The following is a 19,031-nucleotide window of genomic DNA, read 5'->3' as shown; positions in this document are numbered from 1 at the left end:
ACCCCATGGCAACGGCTCCGTCCCTCACCGACAACGAGGCCATTGAAATGGCGTGCCTGCTCTACGCCATCCACCGGAAGTACGGCTACGATTTTCAGCAATACGCCGCAGGCTCCCTGTGCAGGCGATTGAAAAGCCGCCTGAAGCGATCGGGACTCACCTGTTTTTCTGAAATGCAGTACCGGGTGTTGAACGACCGGTCTTTTTTTGAAACCGTGCTGGCCGACCTCTCCATCAACGTCACCGAGATGTTCCGGGACCCTCACTTTTTCAAAGCCCTCCGGGAACACGTGGTGCCGAAGCTCGCAGAGCGCCCCTTTATCCGGGTCTGGGTGGCGGGGTGTGCCACGGGAGAGGAGGCCTACTCCATGGCCATCCTCCTTCAGGAAGAGGGGCTTGCCGGCCGCTTCCGCATCTACGCCACGGATTTTAACGAGCGGGTCCTGCGCACGGCCAGGGAGGGGATCTACCCCATCGAAAGCATCCGCACGTACACACGAAACCACCTGCTCTCCGGGGGGTGCGGCTGCCTGGTGGACCACTACACGGCCCGGTACGACAACGTCATCATGAACCGGGCCATCAAAGACACCATCCGCTTTTCCGACCACAACCTGGTCTCCGACAGCCATTTTGGAGAGATGGACCTGATCCTCTGCCGCAACGTCCTGATCTACTTCAGCCCGCCGCTGCGCAACCGGGTCATCGGCACCTTCTTCGACAGCCTGGCCCCGGACGGATTCTTCTGCCTGGGAACCGGTGAATCCATGAGCATCACCTCCTGGGCCGATCGCATGGTCCCGGTGGCTGGCAAGGAGAAGATTTACCAGAAAAATGAGACACCGTCCCCTGCGACCCCTTGCAGTGAGCCTGCGATGTCGCCGGGCCATGCCCCCGGCATCGACGCAACCGGAGTGATTACCCCATGATGAACCATGCAACCCAACAGATTCTGCTGGTGGACGACCTGGAGGAGAACCTCCTCGCCCTCAAACATGTGCTGGCCCGTCCCCACCTCACCATCCTCACCGCCACATCGGGCAACGAAGCCCTGGGGCTGTTGCTGGACCACCCGGTGGCGCTGATCCTCATGGATGTGCAGATGCCGGAGATGGACGGTTTTGAGACCGCCGAGCTCATCCGCGGCAACCCGGACACCTGCCGCATCCCCATCATCTTTGTCACCGCCATCAACACCGATACCCAGCACATCTTCAAGGGCTACGACGCCGGGGCTGTGGACTACCTCTCCAAGCCCCTGGACCCGGAAACCCTCGTCCGCAAGGTCAACGTCTTCCTGGAACTGCACCAGTACCAGCAATCCCTCCTGGCCACCACCCGGGAACTCTCCGAGACCGTGGATACCCTGAAGGAGGCCAACTCCCAGATCCAGGTCCATCAGAAGAAAAAGCTTCGGGAAGAGCGCCTGAAGGTGCTGCTGCAGATGGCCGGGGCCATGGCCCACGAACTGAGCCAGCCCCTCATGGCCCTCCAGGGAAACATCCAGCTCATGAACATCCACAGGGAGGCCCCGGACAAGCTGCCCCTTTACATGGAGCGCATCGAGGAGTCCGGACGCCGCATCGCAGGAATCATCCGCAAAATCCAGACCCTCCAGGTGGACGACACCCGGGAATATCCCGGGGTCTCCTCCATCATCGACCTGGACCAGACCATCCGGATTCTCGTGGTGGGCAGGGACGGCCGTGAAGGCTCTCCGCTGGTGAAGGCCCTCAACACCCTGGACCGCCTGGACGTCACCTGTGTGGAGGACACCAGGGGGGCCAAAGAAGCCCTGGAAAAAAACAGCCGGGACCTCCTGTTCATCTCCCGCCCCTTACCGGACGGCGCTGCCGAGGACCTGGCCCGGAACCTCACCCCCCCTGCCCAGCGACCGCTTTTTGTCATCATCACCGAAGGAACCGACGAGCTCACCGTCTCACGCCTCATCCGCCAGGGCGCCCTGGAGGTGCTGGATCGCGCCAGCATCACCCCGGACCTCATCCGTACCCTGCTTCACCGCGCCCTGGACACCGTGGTCTCAGGCTCCACCCTGGCGGCCATGGACCGGGCCGACGAAGCCTCCCTGCGAGACCCCTGCACAGGCCTTTACACCCGCCAGTGCTTTGAAAACCTGCTTCACCGGGAGGTCAAGCGTGCCCACCGCATGGGCCAGGGACTCGCCCTGTTGCTGCTTCACCTCACCAGTTTCGAAGAGGTTATCGCCACGTACGGCACCGAGGCCGGCGACATGGTCCTGGGCATCGTGGGGAGCCTGCTGGGGGACATGACCCGCTCCGACGATTTGGCCGCCCGCTTCGACAACGCCACCTTTGCCGTCCTCTTGAGCGGCATCACAGACCCGGAGGTCCCGCGTATCTCCCACCGGTTTACCGATGCCATCACCCAGCGGGACTTTGTGTTCAACGCCTTCCGCTTCAACCTCTCCCTGGAGGCGGGTATCGGCATGCTCCCTCCGGGCATGCCGGGCACCGCCGAAGGGCTTCTCCTCGAGGCCCAGCGCTCCTTTTCCATGACCGCCTGAAAACCCGGCGGCCCAGGTTCGACGCCGTCGTCGGCTGTCAACACCCCCGGGCCGTCGCCCACCGGATGCATGCTTTTCCTTTATCCTTTGAATTCAGAATGATATTATCAAAGTTGTCGCAAGACGATCTCACGCACAGGTTGTTTTTTTAACGCATCAATCCTTTCCCGGGAGGACACGCCATGATGGAGAAAAAAACCGTGTTGATTGTTGATGACATGCCCGAAACCACCCAGCGGCTCCTGGGGTTACTCAAGGACACATGCACCACCCGCACCGTCACATCCAGTGAGGCGGCACTGCAGCTCGCGGGGTCCGCCGCCCCCCCGGACCTGATCCTCCTGGACACCCGCTCGGCCGATGCCGAGGCCAGGGAGATCAGCCAGCAACTCAAAAACAGCGGGGCCGACCAAAACGTCCCGGTCCTCGTCCTCAGGTCCCTTGAAGAGTCACCGGCCCAGGAGGCCCCCGAAGGGATCCGCGAACTCACCGCCGTCAGGGACGTCGTTCTCCTGGCCATGGGGTCCCTTGCGGAAACGCGGAACAACGAATCCGTCAATCACATCCGGCGCACCTCCCGCTTCGTCAAGGTCTTGGCCCAGGAGCTGAGCCAGACCGCCGGCTACAGGGAGATCCTGACCCCGGACACCATTGAGATGATGTTCCGGGCCGCGCCCCTGCACGACCTGGGCAAGGCCGGGGTCTCGGACAGCCTGCTCCTCAAACCCGGCAAACTCACCGATGAGGAGTACGAGCGGGTCAAGCGCCACACACTCCACGGACGCGATGCCCTTCGCAACGCACAGACTCTCCTGGGCCTGTCGGCCCCCTTTCTGGACATTGCCTGCGACATCACCGGATGCCACCACGAACGCTGGGACGGCAGCGGCTACCCCGACGGTCTCACCGGAGAAGAGATCCCCATTGCCGCACGCCTCATGGCCCTGGCAGACGTTTACGACGCCCTGGTGACCTACCGGAGCTACAAGCCGGCCTTCTCCCACGGGGTGGCCGTGGAGATCATCAAGGGGGGACGCGGCACCCAGTTTGCCCCCGAGGTGGTGGATGCCTTCCTGGCCGCCGAGCAGGCCTTTCAGGACATTGTCCTGGAGTTCACGGACTTTCAGGAAGAAAAGCTGGCGCTGTAAGCCCACCGCCCCAGAAAACAACAAAGCCCCGGGTTCGATGAACCCGGGGCTTTTGCATGGCCTCAGTGAAAACAGGGCCGCGATTGTCTGGCCTTCCCGTTACTTTTTTTCCGCCTGGGTCACATTTTTCAGCGGTTCCACCCAGGCTTTTCCCGCCTTGTAAAGCTCCAGCCGCTCCCGCAAGGGGGCCTCCAGCTCCTTTTCACCGGTTTCATCGAGCTTCTTGATGGCATCCTCCTGAACATGGATGGCTTTTTCGTACATGCCGTTGGCGGCGTAGGCCGCGGCCAGGGTGTCCAGGGCGCTGGGCTGGGTCGCGCCCGATGCCACGAGGTGTTCGGCAAGTTTCAAGGCCCGCTTGCTGTCCCGGTAGGTCACGTCCGGGCAGGTGGCCAGAATCCAGGCCAAATCGTTGGTTGCAAGCAGGGAGGAGCGGGTCTTCACCTTGAGGGCCTCCTCCAGCCAGCGGATGGCAATCCCGATGTCCTGGGGAACCCCGATGCCGGTGCGGTACATTCCCGCCACCCTCAACATGCCTTCGCTGTTGCCGAGCTCCGCCGATCGCAGAAACCAATTGAAGGCCGCCTCCATGTTCTTGCTCACGCCCCGTCCCCCTGCGTACATCACGCCGAGGGCAACACAGGCCGGGGAAAAATTCTGCCGGGACGCCTTTTTGAACCAGAAAATCGCCAGCTCCTCGTCACGGGGAACACCCACCCCTTCGGCGTAGAGCAGGCCCAGGCCGTAGCGGGCTTCGGCCAGCCCACGATCCGCGGCATACTGATAGTAGCGCTTGGCCGCTTCCGGGTCTGCCTTGGTGCCGTCCCCTTTCTGGTACATGAGGCCCAGCATCTGACAGGCCTGGAGGTGCCCCTGAAGGGCGGCTTTCTGGTACCAGGCAAACGCTTTGGAGCTGTCTGCCTTCACAAAATCAACCACCTGGCGATGGTAAAGGTAGCCCATCACGAACTGAGCCCCGGCATCGCCTTTATCCGCCTTGGCTTTGTCCGTGAGGAACCGTTCCTGGCTGTACCCGCCGGGAAAGCCATCCTTGTCCGCCGGTGCCGGGGTGCCAGCCAGGCTCCCATGGGCCCAGAAAAGGCACAGAACACAGATCAGCAGAATTCGTCGTTTTTTCATACACACCCTCGTTTTCGTCATCATCCCTTGGGTCAAAGGGAACCTACCGTATTGAATAACCTTGCCACGTCGGCCCTGCCACGGAGACCGACTCATGTGCCCACGGGAAACACCCGGCGCGCAATAACCCCTGCATACCGGAGCAGTCCCACGCCGCAGGCCAGATAAAGCCCTCCGGTCACGCACCCGGACCAGAGGCGAACCTTGGCCGAGGTCTCCAAAAGAGCCACCTTGCTTCCGTACACCGCCCAGGTGGATCCAAAGGCCGCCAGGTAATGAAAGGAGAAGCCGATACCCACGAGCCCCAGGAGAAACAAGGCCCCCTTCACCAGGGCCGCGGGGGTGACTTCAGGGGCCGACGGCAGCTCAAAGGGCACGGGGTTGAAGACCTGCGCCAGGGTATCTGCCTTGGCGAGGAGCACCCCTGAAAAAAGAAGCATCACAAAGGGCAGAAACGCATTGAGCTGGGCAAAGGCACTCACCCGGGCGGCCATGGCAAAGGCCTCGTCTCCGGGGAGCATCCGCAGGGCATCCTTAGACATAAAGTAATTGCCCACGACACCGGGAATGGCGAAAAATGCTTTGACGGCATAGAAAAGGGCCAGGAGTCGAATGGCGATACCGGTCAATTTCTGTGATTCCATGGGGGGGAAGACCTTTCCTCATGTTTCATTCATAAAAATAAGACCATTTTTTATAACTCATTTCGACCAAAAACGGTATGACCAAGATCACTCCACCCTTTTTCCGAGGCCGTGCAAATCGTCTCGTTCACCGGGACGGCGGCAGCACACCGTCATCGGAAAGAAAGGGCTCAACGGCGTTGCCCGGGGCCTCCTTGCGGAGCTGCAGGCCTGTCCAGAGCCCGGCGACAAGAAACACCGTCCCGCCCACCAGCAGAGTAGCGGACATACCGTACCCATCGGCATACCATCCCAGAAACGGCCCCACGGCCACAAAGGAGAGGCGAATGATGAGGCTTCGGATGGAGAGGACCGTGGCCCGGATCTCCGAAGGGGTGGACTCGTTGATGTAGTTTCGAAGCACCGGGGTGGCCACCCCGCGGACCATATAAAAAAGGTAAAGAAACGCCACGGCCCAGATGGTGGAGAACAGACTGAGGCAAAGATAGCCTGACCCGATGCAAAAGGCGATGAGCAGAACGGTACGATCCCGCCCCAGCCGGGCCTCCACCTTCCACGCGTGCATGGAGACAAAGCCGGTGGTCAGGTTCAGGGCAGGGAGAAACAGCCCGTAGAGGGCCAGGGGAACGGACAGGTGCACGAAATAGGGCTGGATCAGCCAGGCCATGGTGAGGGTGGCCGTACCGATGACGGACGAATAGACGATGCGCCACTTAAGGCCCGTGTTCCGGGTCAGTGCATAGCGGATGATCTGAAAAATCTGGGTAAAATTTCCCTTTTGGATGACCCGTCGCCGCTGGGGCTCAAAAAGGAGCAGGGACGCGGGCACCGCGGAAAAGGCCACCACTGCCTGGAAATAAAAAGGAGTCCGAAGGCTTAAGGCTGCAAGCCCAACCCCGATGGGAGCGGCGATGGCTTCGGCGTAGTTGCCGATGGAGACCAGGCGCCCCTCTTCTTTCAGGTAGGTATTGCCCAGCTCCTGCTCTTCCAGGGTGTCGTAAAGAAGGGCGGAATCCGACCCCGAGATAAAGCTCTGGCCCACCCCGAGGATCATCTCGCAGGCAAGGAAACCCCAAAACCCGGAAGACACGCTGTACAGGCCGAAACCAACGGCCCCCATGACGCTGCCGATGACCAAAGAGACCTTACGCCCCCAGATATCCCCGAAGTATCCCGAGGGAATCTCCATCAGCACCACGGCAAAGGAGTATGCCGCCTTGAGCAGAAAAAGGTCCCGGGTGCCCAGCCCGTTCTCCCGGTAAAAGAGAAACACAATGGGCACGGTGAGCATCAGCCACTTGGAGATCTTGATCACATAGAGTTTGACAATATTTGATTTCACATCACGGCGCATCGCCAGACCAACCTTTTCCCCTTTCGGGCATGCATGTCCGGCGGCTCATCCCCCGGGCGGCTCCCACGGTTCCCGGCGCCGGCAAACAAAAGCCCGGGCCTGTGGGGCAGGTGAAGGGAAGGTGTAGTCGATTCCCGTGCTGATTTCAAGGAGATTCATGACGGCTGCCGCCGGGATTTTCTATGGCACCGGTTCCCGCAGACAGGCATCAATCAAAGCGTGTCCGGCTGCTCAGGGTATTCACCGGCACCTCGGTGGAATCCATGGGATGTGGCTTCCCGGAAAGCGGTTCCCGGGCGTTGACAAACGGCAGGAGCCGGAAGCTTCGCTTGAACGCCACACCCATGGCCTCAAAAAAGAAGCACCGCACCTGAACAAAAACGATGCCGGCCTCCCGGGCAAAAAAGAGGCTGAAGGCAAAAAAAACGAGGTTCACCACCTCCCCTGCCATGTGCAGCACCAGACGCACCACCTTGGGAACGGGCGCAAGGGCGACACACACGGAGCCCACGGAATGGATCACCATGAAAAAGAGGAGAAAAAGGAAAAAAAAAGCCACTCGGATCAGGAAGGATCCCTGATTTTTTTCTGGGTTCACGGAAAGTCTCACGTCTCTCGGTTGGGGTTGGCGGGCGGCCTTGAACCCCACGTTTCAGGCTGCCCTCCCCTACATACGAGACCGAAGGCTCTCCTTCAAGGGAAAAGCCCTCCGACACCGTGCCCCCTACTGCACCTTGTGCAGCACCTCGGCCATGACGGCAAAGCTCTTGTAGATGATGTAGCCACCCACAAAGAGCCCGACCACGGGCAGAAAGGTGAGCCCGGTAAGGAGAAAAAAGAGCCCCACGGCCAGGAGGGCAATGCCGTTGGTGAGGCTGCTGATGCGCTCGAACAGGACCTCCCTGGAGGAGAGCACCCGCCGATGTCGCCTCTCAAGCCCCTTTCTGCGATCTGCCGGCGCCTCACTGGCCTGAGGTTCCGAGCCCGTGTTGCGACGCTCGCTTCCGGAACGTCGCCCCTTTAACGTGACCACCCGTTTTTCATCTTGGATCGTATACATATCTTCCATGGCACCCCCTGGATCGGATCGCGCCCTTGCCGGGCGTTTCCGAGGCATTGATCATCCAGTGTTCCCGGTGAATCAACAAGCATCGTTCGTCTGTATTAAGGGGAAACCAATGAGACCTGATGCGGAAGGGGCAAGGAGAAAAACATGGGAAGGAAATCCGGTACCGAAATCGCCGGAGATGGGACAGAACACTGCGTTATTCCATGAAATCAGTATACCCCGACCTGTGCGGGGTGTCAAACTCGGAGCCCTGGCCCGGATATTCTACGAGAAAACGACCAATCGAAGTTATAGACTATTATTACGAAAGGTTGCTGTAAAGAAATCAAAGATTGGTGAACTATCCGGGCTCTGCGGCTCCTTCCCCGGACGGCAGCGTCATTGTCGTGCGGCCGGTGGAGGCCGGGTACAAGGTCCGGGACAACGAGGGCTTCGCCAATCTCATCCTGGAGGTCGTATTTTAAAAAAGGGATGCCATGAACCGGAACGAATCCACCACGGAGTTTAGGGGAGCGGCATTCTCAAGGGAGGTGATGCCTTCCCAGTTGGCGTGGATCTCTTCCGGGGTGATGGGACGCTCCGCATCGCCGAGACAGAGCCCCGGGGCACAGCAGATGGCGGTGCGGCTGAACCAGCCCGCCGCGCAGTTAAAAATCATCCCCGTCTCCCGGTTCTCCTGGGAGGCCAGGTAGAGCACCAAGGGGGCGATGAACTCGGGCTTCAGCTTGGTAAGGATCTCGGGGGGCATCACGTCGTCGGTCATGCGGGATGCCGCCACCGGAGAAATGGCGTTGCAGAGAATGTTGTGCTTGCTCCCTTCGGCCACCACGCTGTGCATCAACCCCACCACCCCCATCTTGGCCGCCATGTAGGCGGACTGACCGAAGTTGCCGTAAAGACCCGAGCCCGAGGTGGTGTTGATGATCCGGCCGTACCCGTTCTTTTTCATCAGGGCAAAGGCAGGGCGCGTCACGCAAAAGGCCCCCTTGAGGTGGACATCCACCACAAGCTCCCAGTCTTCCTCGGTCATCTTCAAAAGGCTCTTGTCCCGTAAAACGCCCGCGTTGTTCACAAGGACGTCCACCCGGCCGAAGGCGTCCTCGGCCGTGGCGATGATCCGTTCGCCGCCACGGGCGCTGGCCACCGAATCGTAGTTTGCAACGGCCTCGCCCCCGTACTGCGCCAATTCGCTCACCACTTTGTCTGCGGCTTCATGCGCCTTTCCCGTGCCGTCCCGGTTTCCTCCGAGGTCATTGACCACCACCCGGGCTCCCCGGGAAGCAAAGGCATGGGCATAGGCCCGACCGATGCCGGAGCCGGCCCCGGTGATCACCACCACCTGGTCGTCAAAACGGATCTTGTCCATACACGTCTCCTTATCATCGCAAAAAAGGGGTCCATGATTGTCATTGAAGCTGGAAGACGGGCTGTTACCGGAGCGAGTCCGGCGGGAGAAGGCTGGTGAAGAGGTCTGCGAAACACAGGTTGCAGGAGAAGGGGAGAGCCATGTCAAGACTAGGGGTGAACCGATCCGCTTGTCAAGGTGAATATACAGGGTACGTTTCAGGCATTCTTCCGGAATCAGGCCCCCAGGCCACAAAAACAGGGCACGCAAACCGTGCGTCCCATGAAATCATTTGTCATTTTTGCCGCCTCCCTGTAAAAGAAGACCTTTGCCCGAAGCCCATGGCAGTGGGCGACACCTTCTTGAGGTTGTTTTCCTGACCCCGTCCCTGTGATATCCTGACATCCCGGATGAAACACCACAGAGGCCGGAAGGCCCGTCACCCATGGCCGAAGGCTATTTTTACCGTAATTGGTTTTATTTCCCGCCATTGCGCCACACCGCAGGCAGGAAGACAAAGGACACGTACAATGATTCCCTGGGAGTTTCTGGGAGAGGCTGACGTACCGGGGGGCGACACCCTTCGGTTGACAAGGCGGCAGGATGAGTTCTCCATCCGCACCGACGGATACGAACTGATGAACAGCCGTGCACACGGTTCCGAGGAGGTCCTGGCCCGGGAGGCCATAAACCGCCTTGGCGCCTGCGACGGATGCCGGATTCTCGTGGGTGGCCTCGGCATGGGCTACACCCTGCGTGCGGCCCTGGACCACGCGGGAAAAGATGCCTCCGTCACCGTGGCGGAACTGGTGCCCGAGGTGGTGGACTGGAACCGGAACCATTACGGCCACCTGGCCGGACACCCCTTAAACGATCCACGGGCCTCTGTGTTTGTGGGAGATGTGGCTGACGCCATCAAAGAAAAAGGGCCATGGGGCGCCATCCTCCTTGACGTGGACAACGGCCCGGACGGCCTCACCCGAAGCGAAAACGACAGCCTTTACAGCAAAGCAGGGATTCTCTCTGCTAAACGGCATCTGGTTCCCGGTGGTGTGCTGGGGGTCTGGTCGGCCCACGCCGACCCGGTTTTTACCAAGCGACTCAAAGGGTGCGGCCTTGCCGTGGAGGAAATCCGCGTCAAGGCACGGCTCAAACGAGGCGGGAAACATACCTTATGGTTTGCAAAAAACTCAAAATGAAAGGGGGCGATCATGAGTGAAGATCGGTTGATGGACATCGAGACCAAACTGGCCTTTCAGGAGCACACCATTGACGAGCTCAACAGCGTGGTCATTGAGCAGCAGCGGGAGATCGACCGGCTTAAAAACGCGGTGGAGTTTCTTCTGGACAAGGTGTCGCAGATCGCAGACACCCGCATGGAGCGCGCCCCTTCCAACGAGAAGCCGCCCCATTACTAAAGGCCCGCACAGACGGATTCCATACGGCACCGCCCCCCGATGGCGGCGCGCACCACGGCATCGTCAATGGGCGTCACCGGCAAATCCGTCGGTGACGCCCGATTCGTGTGCTCCAAAAAACCGGCTTAGGCCCCTTCTTCCGGAACCTGGTCCGCCCCCAGGGTCATGACGTCGCCGTCCACGGTCATGATGAGCCACTCTCCGGTGGTGTCGCGGGCCTTGACCAGGCAATCGATGGACGAGCCATCCACGGTCTCGATACGGCATTCCACGTGGGTGTTGAGATCGATGACGGAGACAAACTCACGACCCTCGGCGGCCTTTTTAAACGCCGCAGCAGCCCCCTCAAACCGAATCATGCGATCGTATTCCTCGGGATCCAGGGCCTTGATCTCCTGGCGACAGGCATCAATCTTCCCCTTGATCTCGGCAATGGCCGAAAGGACCTCCCGGCCCTGGGCCTCTTCATCGGCAGGCAAGGCACGCAGGATGTGCTTCTGGAGATCCAGGTCCTTCTCCAGAAAGGCAATCCGCTGCATCACCTCTGTGACCTTTTCTCTCATTTAGCACATCTCCTTGAGAATCTCCTTTACCTGATTGCCGTCGGCCAGCTTGCCGAAATGCTTCATCACCTGACCCATGGCCTGCATGGGGCTTTTCAGGGACGAAAAATCGACGTTGGCGTCGATCCATGCCTTGATTTCGGCCTCATCGGCCATGCGGGGAAGGTATCTCTGAAGAAGCTCAAGGTAGGCCGAGGTGGCCTCACCTTTGACCTCCAGCACCGTCTTCTCCGACTTCACAAGGCTGCGGATGATGTTTTGGAGGTCCTCGTCGGTGATCTCATCGGGATTCTTCACCCGGGTGGTCTTCTTGCCACTCTCAAGGGTGATGGCAACCGTCAGCTTGGGGAACTCCCCCATAATCAGACGGAACGTGTCCCGGGCAGCGGTGTCCTTTGTTTTCATAGCTGTCTTGAGATCTTCTTTGATCTTGTTGTAGAGGGAGACACCGTCGCCCTCACTCCAGCCATACGGAGACTTATCGTAGTCAGCCATTTCACACCTGCATTCTTCTCTTCCTCACCGAAGTGAGGCACCCTACCTAATGAGGATGGATTGGTTATGACGCCCCGCAAAACACCCCTCCTGCGACACAGGGGGCCGCTATTTTATGCATGCACCCCGCACGAAGCAGGGCCGCACCAACGGCTGTTTCGGTTTGCTTGGGAATCTTCGACAGTCTAAACTCTTTACCCTATTTTTTGGTTTTCGTGAACATGAAAATGGTTCACGGCCCGTACAAACGGCCCGGACTTCCACACATGATCCCGCCCTCATTTGCATTACCGGAACAACTAGTCAGTACTCCCGAACAGAGCCGCCAATGGCACGCCAAGCACCTTCCCTTTCAAGGAACATCAAGCGCACTTCCCCGGCTTTTAAAGGAACATTATGACTCAAAACCTAATTTAGGATTGAATTTAAGGGGCTGTTCCCATATCTACTATCGGTGTCAGGTTCGAACTATTTATTCACTTATTGGGGATCGTGTTATGAAAAAAACAGCTCTACTCTTTTCGATCATTTCTTTTGTTCTGATGATGTCGGCCTCCGTGTTCGCAGGCACCCTGGAAGATGTGAAAGCCAAAGGCATCTTGACCTGCGGCATCAGCGAAGGCGTTCCCGGCTTCTCCATTCCCGACTCCACCGGCACCTGGGTGGGCTTTGACGTGGACATGGCCCGTGCCGTAGCCGCAGCTGTCCTGGGGGACCCCACCAAGGTCAAATTCGTGCCCCTGGCTTCCAAGCAGAAAATCGTGGCAGTCTCCTCCGGTCAGGTGGACCTGACCAGTCGCACCACCACCTGGACCCTCAAGCGGGACGGCAAACAGGGCGTGGACTTCACCCACGTCGTCTTCTACGACGGCCAGGGTTTTCTGATCCCCAACAAACTCGGCGTCAGGTCCGCCCGGGAGCTTGACGGCGCATCGGTCTGCGTCACCGCAGGCACCACCACCGAACTGAACCTCGCCGACTTTGCCCGCGCCAACGGCATCAAGGTGGAAGCCGTGGTCTTCGACGGCAAAAAGGAAGCTCTCAACGCTTACGCCTCCGGCCGCTGCGACTGCTTCACAACCGACATCAGCCAGCTGGCCTCCCTGCGCTCCACCTTAAAAGACCCCAAGGCCCACTCCATCCTGCCTGAGGTCATCTCCAAAGAGCCCCTGGCTCCCCTGGTCCGCCACGGGGACAACCAGTGGAAAGACATCGTGACCTGGGTCATCAACGGCCTTGTGGCCGCCGAAGAGAACGGCATCACCGCCGCCAACGTGGACAAGATCAAGGCCACCTCCCAGAACCCCGTTGTCAAGCGCATGCTGGGCACCTCCGGGGACACGGGCAGCTACCTCGGCCTCGACAAAGAGTGGCTGGTCCGCGCCATCAAAGCCGTGGGCAACTACGGCGAGATCTACAACCGCCACTTCGGCCCCGGTACCCCCCTGGACATCCCCAGGGGCGTGAACAACCTCTGGCTGCGAGGCGGGCTGCAGTACGCCATGCCCATCCGATAAGTCCGGTGCGCATCTGCACCTGACAACGCAGCGTCCGCGACAGAAATCAAGGGCCGGTGAAGGGTTTTTCCCTTTTCCGGCCCTTGCCGACCTGTCCCGGCCCCAGGGTCAAGGCAAAGACAAGCCCTTGACCACCCAAGCCTCCGGTGTCGGTTCATCGGAGGCTTGCAGGTTTCGGAAGAGCCGGGCTCTCCGTTACCCGTCCATCGTTATCACCACCAGCGTACAAAGATGTCATTTTCATGAAACAACCACTGCTTTCCCTGTCCAAAGCGCAGGGCCGGACTATCCTCATACAGATCCTTGTCATGGGGGGGATTCTCTGGTTCTGCCATATGCTTTTTGTGAACACACAGGCCAACCTCGCGTCCCGGAACATCGCCTCCGGCTTCGGATTCCTCTCCTACGAAGCGGGCATGCCCATCAGCGACGCCCTGTTGCCCTACACTCCGGCCGACACTTACGGCTACGCCTTCTTCATCGGGGTCCTCAACACCCTGTATGTCTCCGCCGTCAGCATCGTGCTGGCCACCCTCATCGGCGTGGTGGTGGGCGTGGCACGGGTATCCGGCAACTGGCTCGTGGCGCGGCTCGCCGAGATCTACGTGGAGGTGCTTCGCAACATCCCCCTGCTGCTGATCCTCTTTTTCACCTACGGGGTGGTCCTTGCGGCCCTTCCATCCCCCAGGCAAAGCCTTCACTGGGGAATGGGATTTTTCCTCAACAACCGGGGGATCTACTTTCCCAAGCTCATTCCGGAGAGCGGCTTCTGGCTCATCCCCGCAGCCTTTGCCCTGGGCCTTATCGCCTCGGTCATCGTCCACCGAAAGGCTACGAAAAGGCGCAAAGAGACAGGCCGCGCCCTGCCCTCCGTCCGCATCGGCCTGGCCCTGACCTTTGGCCTGCCCCTTGTGGCCGCCCTGCTCCTGGGCCTGCCGGCCAGCCTGGAGATGCCGGTGCTCAAGGGTTTCAACTTCAGGGGAGGCTCCGTCATCCGACCGGAGTTCTGCGCCCTGGTCATCGGTCTGGTCCTCTATACCGCCGCCTTTATCGCAGAAAACGTCCGCAGCGGCATTCAGTCCGTGGCCAGAGGCCAGCTTGACGCAGCCCACGCCCTGGGCCTGCCCGAAGGCCTTATCATGCGCCGGGTCATCCTGCCCCAGGCCCTGCGGGTTACCATCCCCGCCACCACCAACGATTACGCCAGCCTCGTGAAAAACAGCTCCCTTGCCGTGGCCATCGGCTACCCGGACATGGTCTCCGTAGGCGGCACCGTCATCGGCCAGAACGACCAGGCCATTGAGATCATCGTCATGTGGATGTCCGTCTACCTGTGCATCAACCTGGTCATCTCCCTGTTCATGAACTGGCTCAACGCGAGAGTGCAGTTGATTGGGAGATAAGGGTTAAAGGCTAATGGCTGAAGGGCTAAGGGCTAAGGGCTAAGGGCTAAGGGCTAAGGAAAAAATGCCCCGGGCCCCAACTTGTCAATGCGCGTTTATGTGCATGTTTAAGAAACAAAGAAGTGGTGATTATGATACCCGCAGAAGCTGAACCGATAAAAACATTCACCCCGAGACCGGCGGAGGCGCCGCCACTGGACGTGGCCGGGCCCATCGGCTGGATCCGTCAGAACCTGTTCAACGGCAAACTCAACACGGTCCTGACCATCCTGGCCCTTCTCCTGCTCTTTAACACCGTCCCCGCCCTTCTCTCCTGGGCGATATTCAAAGCGTCCTGGGTGACGAAAGCCGCCTGCGGCGCGGCACGGGAAGGGGCCTGCTGGGCCTTTGTGGTGGAAAAATTCCGCGTGCTCATGGTGGGCATTTATCCCGGGGAGTATATCTGGAGACCTGTGGCCTCCTTCGTGCTTCTCATGGGCGTTGTGATCCTTACCCTCTTCCGCCTGGTGAGCGCCCGTACCCTGGCCATCCTCTGGTTCTCCCTGCCCCTGCCCGTCTTCTGGATCATCAACGGGGGCATGGGCCTGACATCTGTGGACCAGTCCCTCTGGGGCGGCCTCATGCTCAGCATGGGCCTGGCCGTGGTGGGGATCCTCATCTCCCTTCCCCTGGGCATGCTCCTGGCCCTGGGGCGACGCTCCGAAATGGCCGGAGTGAAAGCCCTGTGCGTGGGACTCATCGAACTCATCCGGGGGGTTCCCCTCATCACCATCCTCTTCATGGCCTCGGTGATGCTCCCCCTCTTTCTCCCGGAAGGCGTGACCATCAACAACCTGCTCCGGGTACAGATCGGGGTGATCCTCTTTTCGTCGGCTTACATCGCCGAAGTGATCCGGGGCGGCCTCCAGGCCATTCCCCCCGGCCAGATGGAAGCGGCCCTCTCCACAGGGCTCACAAAGTGGCAGGCCACCCGCCTCATCGTCCTGCCCCAGGCCCTTCACCACGTCATCCCGTCCATCATCGGGCGCTGCGTGGCCCTGTTCAAGGACACCTCCCTGGTCATCATCGTGGGCCTGCTCGATTTTCTCGGCATGATCAAAGCCTCCACCCAGGACCCGGACTGGCTCGGTTACGAAGCCGAAGCTTACGTCTTCTGCGCCCTGGTCTACTGGGTGATCTGCTTTTCCATCAGCCGGTACGGACGATCCATTGAAAAACACAACGCCTGGTAGCAAAGGGGCTTTTACCATGACTCAACCCGTCGTCATCGAGATCAACGACCTCAACAAGTGGTACGGCCACTTCCACGTGCTCAAGCACATCAACCTGAGCGTCCACAAGGGAGAGCGCATCGTCATCTGCGGCCCCTCGGGGTCCGGCAAATCCACCCTGATCCGGTGCATCAACCGCCTGGAAGAACACCAGCAGGGCACCATCACCGTGGAGGGCACCGAGCTCACCCGGGACCTGAAAAACGTCACCGATATCCGAAAAAACGTCGGCATGGTCTTTCAGGGGTTCAACCTCTTTCCCCACCTCACCATTCTGGAGAACCTCACCCTGGCCCCCACCTGGGTGCGGCAGATGCCGGAAAAAGAGGCAAAAAAAATGGCCATGGACTTTCTGGCCCGGGTCCATATCGATTCCCAGGCCCACAAGTACCCCGGCCAACTCTCCGGCGGCCAGCAGCAGCGTGCCGCCATTGCGCGGGCCCTGTGCATGAACCCGCGTATCATGCTCTTTGACGAGCCCACCAGCGCCCTGGACCCGGAGATGATCAAGGAGGTTCTGGACGTCATGACCGAGTTGGCCGAAGAGGGCATGACCATGGTCTGCGTCACCCACGAAATGGGGTTTGCCCGCACCGTGGCCGACCGGGTCATCTTCATGGACGCAGGGGAGATCATCGAGGAAGCGCCCCCACAGGAGTTCTTCACCAACCCCACCTACGACCGCACCCAGCTCTTCCTCAGCCAGATCCTGACACAGTCACATTAATGTGACCCAAAGGACGCAGGACTCCCTTCACCGGGCATCCTGCGTCCGGGGTCATGGCCCGCACTCAGATCCACCCACCGTCTCTTCCCCGACATGCCAAAAAGGCCCGGTATCAGGATTCGTCGATGTTTCCGCCCCCGGCGTTTGCCCGCATCTGTCCCACCTGAAAACTCAGCCCCACACAATGGCCGCGAGACAGACAGGCATCCACGTCCGCTTCTTCCACATAGGTCTTCATGGGCCGTTTCCACCCCGAAGCCTCCACAAGCCAGGCATGCTCCTCCTTGTTGTAGGTGATGCGCAGGTCTTTGTCGCATTCACCGGAATCCGGGTAAAAGCTGCGGATCCTGTCGCAAATTTGTTTGCTGTTGTACATGTGCCCTCCTTTCGGGTCGTCATTCGGCCTCTCCGGAGGGCGAAGGGCCCGCCCGAAAGGCCGGTGAACGGTTCATGGCCACACAAAGGGTCGAAACCTGTGGGAAAGGAGCATGAAAAAAGGAGAGAAGCCCAGTCAACAAAGCAGGACCGGATGAAGCATGTGACGGCGTGTGGTCTTACGGTGTTATTATACCATAAACCCGGAAAGATAGACGCTGTAAAAGCAAAGCAAAAGCCCCCATAAAAAAAGCCCTTCGGCGGCATGCACCGAAGGGCTTTTTGGGAAACCCCGGAAATCAGAATCCGTTATCAGACTTCCTCGATCTCCATGTCACTCAGGGGCGTGGACGCGATCTCACGGTCCAGGTCCTTTTCAAGGGCTGCCACAACAAGACCGGAGGAGTTGTCCCCGAAGATGTTGGTGGTGGTGCGGAACATGTCGAGGATTCGGTCGATGCCCGCCACAATGGCGATGCCTTCCAGGGGAAGCCCCACGGATTCAAGGACCAGGGTCAGCATGATGAGGCCGCCGCCCGGGATACTGGCCGTGCCGATGGAGGCCAGCACCGCGGTCATGACGATGGTCGCCTGCTGGGCAATGGTGAGATCCACCCCGTAGATATTGGCCACAAACACGGCGCCAACGGCCTGGTACAAGGCGGTGCCGTCCATGTTGATGGTCAGGGCCATGGGCAGGGTAAACCCGGAGACACGCTCGGGGACACCGAGCTGCTTCTGGGCACGCATGGTAAAGGGGAAGGCCGCGGCCGCGCTGCAGGTACTCAGGCCCACCAGGGCGGGCTCGAAAACTTTTTTAAAGTAGTGGATGGGGCTGACACGGGCCAGGAACTTGACGGCTCCGGTGTAGACAATGAGCACGTGGAGAACGCTGGCAATCAAGGTGGCCACGATGAGCTTGCCCATGGGCATGAGGATGGCCAGGCCGAACTTGCCAGAGGTCCAGGCAATAAGGGCAAACACCCCGTAAGGGGCCATGCGGATCACGATGTCGGAGAGTTTGAACATCACCTCGGCAAGGGCCGCGAAAAAATCGGCCACGGGCTTGCCCTTGTCACCGGCAAGGGAGAGGGCGCCACCGAAAAGCAGGGCAAAGATAATGATCTGGAGAACGTTGCCCTTGGCCAGGGCCTCTGCAGGGTTCAGGGGAACCATGTTGACGATCATCTGCATGGGAGAGACCTTGTCGGGCCTTGCGATCTCACTCACCTCGCCCAGGGCGAGGCCTGCGCCCGGCTGAAAGCCGTTGGCCACAACCAGGCCGATGACAACGGCAAAAAAGGTGGTCACGATGAAGTAGGTCACGGTCTTGATGCCCAGGGAACCGATCTTCTTGGGGTCCCCGGCGCTGGTCACGCCGGTGACCAGGGTGGACAGGATCAGGGGAACCACGATGAGCCGCAGGCATCGAATGAAGATATCCCCGATGGGCTTGAGGTATTCAGCTTTGTCTCCCAACAGGATCCCGGCAAAGAAACCGGCAACCAGACCAATGATAATCTTGTGATACAATTTCAATTTCACGTCTTCATCTCCTAAGTGTAGTGCATCGCGAAGCGACAGGATACGTTCGGCGGTGCAGGCCGAACCCCGTACCCGAACCCAAGCACCGGCATCAAACCGGCAACGCCGACGGGCTGTTCAGGCACGAACTCTTTGACGTGTGGGATAGAATAAATCAGGGAGCCTGCTTCAAAGGCCCGTCCGGTAACTGACGGAGCCCTGGCAGGCCCGGTTCGCATCGAAGCGCCTGCAAAGGCGCGTGGGAACTATTCGGATGCGCAGTGGGATGGAAAATGCGATGACATGAAAAATCATTATCCGAATGGAGAATGATTGCAAGCAAAAACTGATGAACTTGATAAAAAATCTATATTATCAGCAAAATAGGGGAATCTCTCAACCTTTTTAGGGGTTTCCCCAATGGACACCCGGGGTGGATTTCCCCTACCTTGAGGGTCCGTGGAATAGAAATCAGCCGTGGGCCTGAAAAAGA

The 19,031-nt window shown here is 59.5% G+C and carries 20 protein-coding genes; 10 read left to right on the top strand and 10 right to left on the bottom strand.

Features of this window, described 5'->3' with window-relative positions; all coding sequences use genetic code 11:
- Positions 1–5: 5 nt before the first annotated feature.
- The 3 genes from ACOYW0_RS20510 to ACOYW0_RS20500 all read left to right on the top strand — a co-directional run bounded on the left by ACOYW0_RS20510 (position 6) and on the right by ACOYW0_RS20500 (position 3,693).
- Positions 6–929 carry a CheR family methyltransferase gene (locus ACOYW0_RS20510; protein ID WP_482415633.1) on the top strand — a complete coding sequence of 308 codons (924 nt, stop codon included), beginning with the start codon at positions 6–8 and terminating at the stop codon, positions 927–929.
- Positions 926–2,545: a response regulator gene (locus tag ACOYW0_RS20505; RefSeq protein ID WP_482415632.1), complete on the top strand. Its 1,620-nt coding sequence runs from the start codon at positions 926–928 to the stop codon at positions 2,543–2,545. The genes ACOYW0_RS20510 and ACOYW0_RS20505 overlap by 4 nt, the downstream gene beginning before the upstream one ends.
- Positions 2,546–2,727: 182 nt before the next feature.
- A complete protein-coding gene (locus tag ACOYW0_RS20500; RefSeq protein WP_482415631.1) occupies positions 2,728–3,693 on the top strand; it encodes an HD-GYP domain-containing protein in 966 nt (321 codons plus the stop codon).
- 99 nt (positions 3,694–3,792) lie between these two features.
- On the opposite strand, the gene ACOYW0_RS20495 is transcribed toward ACOYW0_RS20500, so the two are convergent.
- From ACOYW0_RS20495 to ACOYW0_RS20475, 5 genes are all read right to left on the bottom strand, one after another.
- Positions 3,793–4,833, bottom strand: a complete 1,041-nt coding sequence (locus tag ACOYW0_RS20495; RefSeq protein ID WP_482415630.1) for a tetratricopeptide repeat protein — start codon at positions 4,831–4,833, stop codon at positions 3,793–3,795.
- A gap of 92 nt (positions 4,834–4,925) precedes the next feature.
- The gene (locus tag ACOYW0_RS20490) at positions 4,926–5,477 is read right to left on the bottom strand and encodes a hypothetical protein (protein WP_482415629.1); all 552 of its coding nucleotides are present in this window, start codon (positions 5,475–5,477) and stop codon (positions 4,926–4,928) included.
- A gap of 127 nt (positions 5,478–5,604) precedes the next feature.
- The gene (locus ACOYW0_RS20485; RefSeq protein ID WP_482415628.1) at positions 5,605–6,819 is read right to left on the bottom strand and encodes an MFS transporter; all 1,215 of its coding nucleotides are present in this window, start codon (positions 6,817–6,819) and stop codon (positions 5,605–5,607) included.
- Between the two features lie 220 nt (positions 6,820–7,039).
- Positions 7,040–7,429, bottom strand: coding sequence for a hypothetical protein (locus ACOYW0_RS20480; protein ID WP_482415627.1), 390 nt, complete (start codon positions 7,427–7,429; stop codon positions 7,040–7,042).
- Positions 7,430–7,555: 126 nt separating this feature from the next.
- Positions 7,556–7,900, bottom strand: a complete 345-nt coding sequence (locus tag ACOYW0_RS20475; RefSeq protein WP_482415626.1) for a hypothetical protein — start codon at positions 7,898–7,900, stop codon at positions 7,556–7,558.
- Positions 7,901–8,232: 332 nt separating this feature from the next.
- Here ACOYW0_RS20475 and ACOYW0_RS20470 point away from each other — a divergent pair, with 332 nt between their 5' ends.
- Complete coding sequence (locus tag ACOYW0_RS20470) at positions 8,233–8,364, top strand: hypothetical protein (protein ID WP_482415625.1); 132 nt, start codon at positions 8,233–8,235, stop codon at positions 8,362–8,364.
- Here the strand turns inward: ACOYW0_RS20470 and ACOYW0_RS20465 are convergent.
- Positions 8,361–9,266 carry an SDR family oxidoreductase gene (locus ACOYW0_RS20465; protein ID WP_482415624.1) on the bottom strand — a complete coding sequence of 302 codons (906 nt, stop codon included), beginning with the start codon at positions 9,264–9,266 and terminating at the stop codon, positions 8,361–8,363. The genes ACOYW0_RS20470 and ACOYW0_RS20465 overlap by 4 nt on opposite strands.
- A gap of 509 nt (positions 9,267–9,775) precedes the next feature.
- Between ACOYW0_RS20465 and ACOYW0_RS20460 the strand changes: the two genes are divergently transcribed.
- Together ACOYW0_RS20460 and ACOYW0_RS20455 are read left to right on the top strand one after the other, a co-directional pair.
- Entirely contained in the window at positions 9,776–10,444 is a 669-nt protein-coding gene (locus ACOYW0_RS20460) for a spermidine synthase (protein ID WP_482415623.1), read from the top strand.
- Between the two features lie 12 nt (positions 10,445–10,456).
- A complete protein-coding gene (locus ACOYW0_RS20455) occupies positions 10,457–10,663 on the top strand; it encodes a SlyX family protein (RefSeq protein ID WP_180143182.1) in 207 nt (68 codons plus the stop codon).
- 125 nt (positions 10,664–10,788) lie between these two features.
- Here the strand turns inward: ACOYW0_RS20455 and ACOYW0_RS20450 are convergent, their stop codons facing one another.
- Complete coding sequence (locus tag ACOYW0_RS20450) at positions 10,789–11,226, bottom strand: hypothetical protein (RefSeq protein WP_482415622.1); 438 nt, start codon at positions 11,224–11,226, stop codon at positions 10,789–10,791.
- Positions 11,227–11,721 (bottom strand): GatB/YqeY domain-containing protein, encoded by a 495-nt coding sequence (locus ACOYW0_RS20445; protein ID WP_482415621.1) that lies wholly within the window; start codon positions 11,719–11,721, stop codon positions 11,227–11,229.
- A 497-nt stretch (positions 11,722–12,218) separates the two neighbouring features.
- On the opposite strand from ACOYW0_RS20445, the gene ACOYW0_RS20440 reads away from it, so the two are divergent.
- From ACOYW0_RS20440 to ACOYW0_RS20425, 4 genes are all read left to right on the top strand, one after another.
- Entirely contained in the window at positions 12,219–13,238 is a 1,020-nt protein-coding gene (locus ACOYW0_RS20440; RefSeq protein WP_482415620.1) for an amino acid ABC transporter substrate-binding protein, read from the top strand.
- A gap of 242 nt (positions 13,239–13,480) precedes the next feature.
- The gene (locus ACOYW0_RS20435) at positions 13,481–14,641 is read left to right on the top strand and encodes an amino acid ABC transporter permease (RefSeq protein WP_482415619.1); all 1,161 of its coding nucleotides are present in this window, start codon (positions 13,481–13,483) and stop codon (positions 14,639–14,641) included.
- Positions 14,642–14,772: 131 nt separating this feature from the next.
- On the top strand, positions 14,773–15,873 hold the full coding sequence (locus ACOYW0_RS20430) for an amino acid ABC transporter permease (protein WP_180143161.1): 1,101 nt from the start codon (positions 14,773–14,775) through the stop codon (positions 15,871–15,873).
- Positions 15,874–15,889: 16 nt separating this feature from the next.
- Entirely contained in the window at positions 15,890–16,639 is a 750-nt protein-coding gene (locus ACOYW0_RS20425) for an amino acid ABC transporter ATP-binding protein (protein ID WP_482415618.1), read from the top strand.
- Between the two features lie 112 nt (positions 16,640–16,751).
- Here the strand turns inward: ACOYW0_RS20425 and ACOYW0_RS20420 are convergent, their stop codons facing one another.
- The gene (locus tag ACOYW0_RS20420) at positions 16,752–17,015 is read right to left on the bottom strand and encodes a hypothetical protein (RefSeq protein ID WP_482415617.1); all 264 of its coding nucleotides are present in this window, start codon (positions 17,013–17,015) and stop codon (positions 16,752–16,754) included.
- Positions 17,016–17,326: 311 nt separating this feature from the next.
- Complete coding sequence (locus ACOYW0_RS20415) at positions 17,327–18,559, bottom strand: dicarboxylate/amino acid:cation symporter (RefSeq protein WP_482415616.1); 1,233 nt, start codon at positions 18,557–18,559, stop codon at positions 17,327–17,329.
- Positions 18,560–19,031 lie beyond the last annotated feature (472 nt).

Source organism: Desulfoluna sp. HI9BLuna, from assembly GCF_056829775.1.
The sequence above is the reverse complement of the archived record's forward strand: the minus strand, read 5'-3'. Positions and strand labels throughout refer to the sequence as shown.